A 7,013-nucleotide genomic window follows, 5' to 3' on the forward strand; every position below is an offset into this window, starting at 1 on the left:
TTACAGGTGCCGCTGGATTTTTAGGATCACATCTTTGTGACCGTTTTATTAAAGAAGGTTACCGCGTTGTTGCGATGGATAACCTTATTACCGGCGATCTTAAAAATATAGAGCATCTTTTCCCTCATGAAGATTTTGAATTCTATAACCATGATGTATCTAATTATGTGCATGTTGCGGGAGAACTAGACTACATCCTGCATTTTGCCAGTCCTGCTAGCCCTATAGATTATTTAAAAATTCCTATCCAGACTTTAAAAGTAGGCTCGCTAGGAACGCATAATTTACTAGGTCTTGCGATGGCAAAAAAGGCCCGTCTTCTTATAGCTTCTACTAGTGAAATTTATGGAGATCCACTAGTTCATCCACAAGATGAGTCTTATTATGGAAATGTAAATACCATAGGACCTAGAGGTGTATATGATGAAGCAAAGCGTTTTCAAGAATCCATGACTATGGCATATCACAGGTTTCATGGGCTAGAAACACGTATCGTGCGTATTTTTAATACCTATGGCCCGAGAATGCGACTCAACGATGGTCGTGTAATTCCTGCCTTTATGGGACAAGCGTTAAGAGGTGAAGATATCACTGTCTTCGGTGATGGGAAACAAACCAGATCTTTCTGTTATGTGGACGATCAAGTAGAAGGAATTTATAGGTTGTTATTAAGTGATTACTCAGATCCTGTAAACATAGGTAACCCTAATGAAATCACGATAGGAGATTTTGCCGAAGAAATCATTGCGCTTACAGGAACAGATCAAAAAGTAGTTTATAAAGAATTACCACAGGATGATCCATTGAAAAGACGTCCAGACATAAGCCTAGCAAAGAAAATACTAGATTGGGAACCTAAAGTAGGCCGTGAGGAAGGAATGAAACTAACTTATGAATACTTCAAATCATTATCTGAAGAAGAATTAAACAAGCGTGACCACAAAGACTTTACCAAACATATCCGCAGATAGTATTGCCTATCGCAATGGCCGTTTTTCTGGTTTTATTACACCTATTTCTTACATTGTAGATTTAGGGTTGATAGTTCTTGCTGCTTCTTTTTTTTTCAAAGAGAGCTTTGATTTACTTACTTATAGCATTTTTATAGGCATATGTTGGGTAATTGTATCCATGCAATTAGACTTCTATAAAATACGTAGAAACACAAAGTTCACAACTCTATTAATGCGCCTTGCAAAGCAATCTGTATTTTTTGCTTTTGTAGTGTTTGCTTTTTTTGGTTACTACTATGAGTTAAACAGAGAATCTACCTATATATTCAACTATATAGCAGCAACAGTAGGTGGTATTTCTATAGTTAAAATAGGATTATTTATCTTTTTAAAAAATTACCGCAGTACTCTAGGAGGGAATTTTAGAAACGTTGCAATTTTAGGTGATAATGAAGATACACACCAGCTGCACCAATTCTTTAAGACTCATACAGATTATGGCTACAGGTCAAAAAACGTGATAGATGTTCATGCAACCAGTTTTACCTTAACTCATTTTCAGCAATGGGTCATTGAAAATAATATTGATGAAATTTTCTGTTCTGTAAAAGAACTAGATAATGATCAACTTCTAGAATTAACAGACTTTGCAGATAACAATTTGAGAACGCTCAAATTTATTCCTGACACTGAAGCGGTACTATCGCAACAATTGCATTGTGATTATTATGGCCTTACTCCTGTATTATCATTGAGAGAAATACCTCTTGATGATCTTGCAAATAAAATTACCAAAAGAGCTTTTGATATCGTATTCTCCTTATTTGTGATTATAGGTGTTATGTCATGGCTTACACCGCTAGTAGCGATTATTATAAAACTAGAATCTAAAGGGCCAGTCTTCTTTAAACAAGCTCGCAATGGACTGGATTATAAAGAATTTACCTGTTTTAAATTCCGTTCTATGGTGCCTAATAAAACCGCACATTTACATCAGGTAACTCGTGGCGATCACAGAATAACTAAAATCGGTAAGTTTTTACGCAAAACCAGTATCGATGAGTTACCACAATTCTTTAATGTATTGCTAGGAGATATGAGCGTGGTAGGTCCACGACCACATATGGTAAGCCACACGCACATGTATGCAGAGCGTATTGATAAATTTATGGTGCGCCATTTTGTAAAACCTGGTATTACAGGACTTGCTCAAGTAAGTGGTTATCGAGGTGAGGTAGAAACTGAAGAGGACATCAAAGGACGTGTGCGCAACGATATTTATTACATAGAAAACTGGAATATAGCTCAAGACATTGCCATCATTTTTAAAACGATTGCCAACGTATTTCAAGGTGAAGAAAAAGCATACTAATGGAGCTTGTTTCTATCATAATGCCTACTTACAACAGCGTTGCAACGGTTAAGGAGTCGCTTGATAGCATTTTATCTCAAACTTATAGACCTCTAGAAATTATAATTATTGACGATTGCAGTGATGATGAAAGTTACGCTTTCGCGAAAGCGTACGCATCAAAAAACGCTTCTCTTGACATAAGTTTTATCACTTTAAAAAACTCCTCGAATTCTGGAGCAGGAATTACTCGTAACAAAGGATTAGAAGCTGCATCTGGCACCTATATTTCTTTTCTAGATGCAGACGATTTATGGAAACCCAACAAACTTATAATTCAAATTGAAGCTATGAAAGCTCAAAAAGCACTCGCTTGCTACGGTGCTTACGAGATTTTTAAGGCAACACCAGATCAACCAGAGCTTGTCCATCAAGTTTTTAAGAAACTTACTTATAAAAAACTTCACCAAAGTAATTACATAGGCAATCTTACTGGAATTTATAACGCTGCTGCGATAGGTAAGATAGCTATTCCTAGTTTACGTAAAAGGCAAGACTGGGCAATGTGGCTGGATGTTTTAAAAAAAACGGGCTATGCAATAGGTATTGAAGAACCTATTGCCTCTTATCGAGTTAGTGATGGTCTTTCTGCAAATAAATTTGATTTGATCAAATATAATTATGCTGTTTATCGATCACATTTAGGATATTCTGCAATAAAAAGTACTATTTTGATGGTACGTTTTTTTTATGAGCAGTTTTTTATAAAAAATAAAATGAAAATAAAACTATAACTGAAAGCTTGCTCTACAAAAAGCTTATTTTACTTCACTCATAAACTGTTTTAGCTTACCGCGTTTACTTCTATCGAGAACTGATAATCTTGTAAATTTAACTTTAAGTCCAGATTCTAAATACTCATCCATTGCTTTATGGATACTGCTTTTAAGATGTTCATTAATCTCAGCACGGCTCACATACTGAATTTCAAAAAGAGAAGGTTTTTTCTGGATGACAATAAATTCTAAAATATCGAGATCTTCTTTAATCACCGTTTTAGTAACATAATAAAAAGTCAATCCTGGCACCACTTTACCACTAGGTAATCGAGCTATATCACTTGTGCGACCTTGAAGCTCCTTTAATATTCTTGTGCCATTTTCTAAGGTTTCTAGACTTCCTAAATCGCCTATTTCATAACGTATCATAGGATGTGCTTTATTAAATAAATCGGTCACTAGAAGGCGCCCTATCTCTCCATCTTGAAGCGGTTGATTATTGCCATCTACCACCTCAACAAAAAGGTTGTGCTGATTCACCTCAAAATCACCTTTACTATTTTGCATGGCAATCAGTCCTACCTCACTAGCTCCATATTCATTAACAACAGGTATTCCTAACCATTGTTCAAGAAGCGATCTATCGTCTGGAAAAAGCATCTCGCTAGTTACAATGCAAATTTTTAGTGACGGACAAATACTCTTTAAAATCAAGTTCTTACGTTTACAATAATTAGCTAGTAAAACGATACTACTAGTATAACCATTGATATAATCAAACTTGTTTTTTTTAAACCGGTTTAAAAAACGCTCTAGAACTTCATCATTCATGTTAAAAATCGGGAAGCGCTTGCGGTAACTGACAAAATCCTTTGCAAGCTCCATATACTTTCCTTTTCCACTCAGTGGGATACCATAAAAGCGCGCTTGTAATGAAGTGTTTAAATTGATACCGTGCTGCTCATAAGCCTCGTGAAAAGCTGCCCAGGCCATAGCGTGAGCATATTTATCTTTTGCAAATGTAAATGGATGACCACTTGAACCACTGGTTTTACCCTTGAATACATTTTTTAAAGTATAGCCTTTACTTAATCGTTTGTACAGAGGTTGTTGGAAATCTTTCTTTGACAAAACTGGTAATTCGTTCCAGCTTGCGTTTTTGTTTGTTACTAAAGAATTATAAAAATGATTATCAGTAAAATGATGTTTTAAGACGGCCTTTTTTTGTTTTTCTAAATCCTTCATTGATAATTTAGCAAACTCTTTACGGGCATAATCGATCTTAAAACCTTGCAGTTTTAATATGTTGTCAAAAAGTTTTAAAGGCATTTTAATATTTAAAGCAATCTTGAGCAAGGTAAAACTTATTTTTGCATTCCATAAACACAACCTATGAATGTTCTCATTTTAGGAAGCGGTGGCCGCGAGCACGCTTTTGCACACTCCATTAATAAAAGTACGTTACTTTCTAAATTATTTGTAGCTCCAGGAAATGCTGGTACAGATCAAATAGCAACTAATGTAAACCTAGGAATAACTGACTTTCCTGCTATTAAATCATTTGTATTAGAAAATGAAATAGAAATGGTTGTTGTAGGTCCAGAAGCACCTCTTGTAGATGGAATTTATGACTTTTTTCAAAGCGAAGATCTGAAACATGTTAATGTTATAGGACCATCTAAGCAAGGTGCAATTCTTGAAGGTTCTAAAGAGTTTGCAAAGGAATTTATGCAACGTAATAACGTGCCTACCGCAGCTTACCAAAGTTTTACAAAAGAAACTCTAAAAGAAGGAATGGCCTTCATAGATACTTTAAAACCACCATTTGTACTCAAAGCAGATGGACTTGCTGGTGGAAAAGGAGTTTTAATAATTCCAGAGGCAAAAGAGGCAAAAGAATCTCTAGAAGAAATGCTTGTAGGAGGAAAATTTGGTGCAGCTTCTAATAAAGTTGTAATAGAAGAATTTCTTGACGGTATTGAGATGAGTGTTTTTGTAATGACAGACGGCAACTCTTATAAAGTGATGCCTACTGCAAAAGATTACAAACGCATAGGTGAAGGCGATACTGGATTAAACACCGGAGGAATGGGCGCCGTTTCTCCAGTTCCATTTGCTGACGATGACCTCATGCAAAAAATAGAAGACCGCATCATAAAACCTACCATTGATGGTTTTAAAAAAGAAGAAATCATCTACAAAGGTTTTGTGTTTATAGGTTTAATGATCGTAGATAAGGAACCATTTGTTATAGAGTATAATGTAAGAATGGGCGATCCAGAGACTGAAGTTGTCTTGCCGCGTATCTCTAGTGATTTACTTAGTCATTTAAACGCTTTCGCGAAAGCGGAACTACACAAAGAGCACCTCACCATAGATTCTAGAAGTGCCACAACAGTAATGTGCGTTGCAGGTGGTTATCCAGAAGCTTATGAAAAAGGAATGGAAATAACTGGACTTGAAAAAATAGACGATAGCATCGTTTTTCATGCCGGAACTACTGTTAAAGATGGTAAAGTAGTTACAAATGGTGGTCGTGTAATGGCTGTAACAAGTTATGGAAGTGACTTCCATCAAGCACTAAAAAAATCCTATCAAAATGTAGATGCTCTACATTTTAATAGGATGTATTATCGTAAGGATATAGGTTTTGACCTATAAAGTTTATTTATCCTAAAAAGGAATGACCAGTTTGAGTTTTATCTTCATCCTTGTCGTATTCTTTTAACTGTTTCATCCAGTAAACAAAAGCTACTACAAGAATAAGAATACATAACCATGATATTGCATTTGCTGCAAACCAGCTTGTGTCCTCTAACTCTCTTAAGGCATCAAAAGGAGCTAATATAATTTCAAATAAACCTACTATTGCGTCTAATAAACTTTCCATTTCTGTAAATTGCTTGTTACTGCTGCAAAAATAGTTAAAAATACCTATGCTTTCTAGTTTTTTTAAAACGAGTAAACCTATTCATTTTATCATCACATTTTTGATGGTGTTTGCAGCTTCTACTTATTTAGTTTTAAGCGATCCGTTGATGGGATGGTCCTATTTATGGATACCATTTACTGCGGTTCTATCTGTAGCCTTATTTCATTTCATTACTATAAAAAATGAGTTTATATCTAGCAATTCCTATGGATTATGGATGTATAGTTGTTTATTCATAACTGGTCTATTATTTACTAGAGAGATGAACTTTTACATCGCCTATCTATTTCTATTGCTTTCCTTACGTAGAGTTTTGAGTATGCATACCGGTAAGCAAATGACTAAAAAAATATTTGATGCCAGTCTGTGGATTTGTATAGCTTGTATTTTTTATTCTTGGAGTATAATTTTCTTTTCGATATTATTTATAAGCATTATCATTCACGCTTTTAAAAAGCTTAATTACTGGGCGATTCCATGTATAGCAATTGCTACTGTATCGATACTCACCTTCACCATAGACCAGTTTAGTTACTTAAATTTATGGAGTAATTTTCTAGATGGTTTCAATTATTACATCAATTATGATAACATTGATTTTTCCAGCTCACTCGTAGTGTTTCTAGTATTTGCAATGCTATGTTTAGTATTTTCTATTTGCCTGCTTATGGGTATTCCTAACATCTCTTTGAGTGCAAGGTCGCGGTTCTCTGTGCTGGGTTTTACGGGCATTTGTGTGGCAATAGACTACATTTTAAACGGTTCAAGCCTATTATCTATAATAGTAATTGCTATTTTCTTGACACGTATATTACAATATTCAAATCGTAAAATTTTAGTGGAATCAGTTTTATGGGTTCCCTTTTTAATTCTTATGGTCTCATTATTCTTAAAGTAATTGAGCCGCGATAAATCTCTATATTTGCATTTCTAAATCAAGATTATGTTCTCAGATAAAGCCAATAAAATTTTTCAAACCGTTATAGATACTTACCATA

The 7,013-nt window shown here is 34.9% G+C and carries 7 protein-coding genes; 5 read left to right on the forward strand and 2 right to left on the reverse strand.

What is annotated here, in order from left to right:
- From A9Q93_RS00150 to A9Q93_RS00160, 3 genes are all read left to right on the forward strand, one after another.
- A partial coding sequence (locus A9Q93_RS00150) for a UDP-glucuronic acid decarboxylase family protein (RefSeq protein WP_303685342.1) occupies nucleotides 1-971 on the forward strand: 971 nt, incomplete at its 5' end.
- Entirely contained in the window at nucleotides 934-2,325 is a 1,392-nt protein-coding gene (locus A9Q93_RS00155) for an exopolysaccharide biosynthesis polyprenyl glycosylphosphotransferase (RefSeq protein ID WP_303685343.1), read from the forward strand. The genes A9Q93_RS00150 and A9Q93_RS00155, both read left to right, overlap by 38 nt.
- On the forward strand, nucleotides 2,325-3,098 hold the full coding sequence (locus tag A9Q93_RS00160) for a glycosyltransferase family 2 protein (RefSeq protein WP_303685344.1): 774 nt from the start codon (nucleotides 2,325-2,327) through the stop codon (nucleotides 3,096-3,098). Before A9Q93_RS00155 ends, A9Q93_RS00160 begins: the two co-directional genes overlap by 1 nt.
- A 24-nt stretch (nucleotides 3,099-3,122) precedes the next feature.
- Here A9Q93_RS00160 and A9Q93_RS00165 read toward each other — a convergent pair whose 3' ends face one another.
- Nucleotides 3,123-4,412 carry a phenylacetate--CoA ligase family protein gene (locus A9Q93_RS00165; protein WP_303685345.1) on the reverse strand — a complete coding sequence of 430 codons (1,290 nt, stop codon included), beginning with the start codon at nucleotides 4,410-4,412 and terminating at the stop codon, nucleotides 3,123-3,125.
- Nucleotides 4,413-4,475: 63 nt separating this feature from the next.
- Here A9Q93_RS00165 and purD point away from each other — a divergent pair, with 63 nt between their 5' ends.
- Nucleotides 4,476-5,744 (forward strand): phosphoribosylamine--glycine ligase, encoded by a 1,269-nt coding sequence (gene purD, locus A9Q93_RS00170; RefSeq protein ID WP_303685346.1) that lies wholly within the window; start codon nucleotides 4,476-4,478, stop codon nucleotides 5,742-5,744.
- Between the two features lie 7 nt (nucleotides 5,745-5,751).
- On the opposite strand, the gene A9Q93_RS00175 is transcribed toward purD, so the two are convergent.
- The gene (locus tag A9Q93_RS00175) at nucleotides 5,752-5,973 is read right to left on the reverse strand and encodes a uracil phosphoribosyltransferase (RefSeq protein ID WP_303685347.1); all 222 of its coding nucleotides are present in this window, start codon (nucleotides 5,971-5,973) and stop codon (nucleotides 5,752-5,754) included.
- Between the two features lie 46 nt (nucleotides 5,974-6,019).
- On the opposite strand from A9Q93_RS00175, the gene A9Q93_RS00180 reads away from it, so the two are divergent.
- Complete coding sequence (locus A9Q93_RS00180) at nucleotides 6,020-6,913, forward strand: hypothetical protein (RefSeq protein WP_303685348.1); 894 nt, start codon at nucleotides 6,020-6,022, stop codon at nucleotides 6,911-6,913.
- The last annotated feature ends 100 nt before the right edge of the window (nucleotides 6,914-7,013 follow it).

Source organism: Nonlabens dokdonensis, from assembly GCF_002162835.1.
Classification (GTDB): Bacteria; Bacteroidota; Bacteroidia; order Flavobacteriales; family Flavobacteriaceae; genus Nonlabens; species Nonlabens dokdonensis_B.